The organism is Bacillus sp. SIMBA_026 (genome assembly GCF_046535335.1).
In the GTDB taxonomy this organism is placed as follows: Bacteria; Bacillota; Bacilli; order Bacillales; family Bacillaceae; genus Bacillus; species Bacillus velezensis.
The window spans coordinates 1-269 of sequence record NZ_JAWRWX010000192.1 but is presented as its reverse complement, the minus strand read 5'-3'; the positions used below and the strand labels follow the sequence as shown (position 1 = coordinate 269).

At 63.2% G+C, this 269-nt stretch carries 1 protein-coding gene; it reads left to right on the top strand.

All coding sequences use genetic code 11. The annotated features are described in order from the left end of the window. On the top strand, positions 1-229 hold a 229-nt coding region (locus SB847_RS21155), incomplete at its 5' end, for a hypothetical protein (RefSeq protein WP_410578591.1). Between the last annotated feature and the right edge of the window lie 40 nt (positions 230-269).

Below are 269 nucleotides of genomic sequence, written 5' to 3'. Positions count from 1 at the left end.
CGGTGTCCTGAACCCGGGCCTGACTCAGGTGTTGAACGCAAGCCGGAAGCCGGAAGCGATCTACACCAACGAGCAGAACCGGGCGCTGCAAACCCTTGCCGAGCGCGGTGCCACTGGTGCCGGGCGCGGCGGGGTGAACTTCAACGGCCCGATCCACTGCCGCGACGAGCACGAGATGGCTCGAATCATCGAAACAAAGCAGCGTGACGCGCTGGCACTCACCCGATAGGTAGGAGGCCTCATGGGCATTAGTTATGCGACCCCTTACC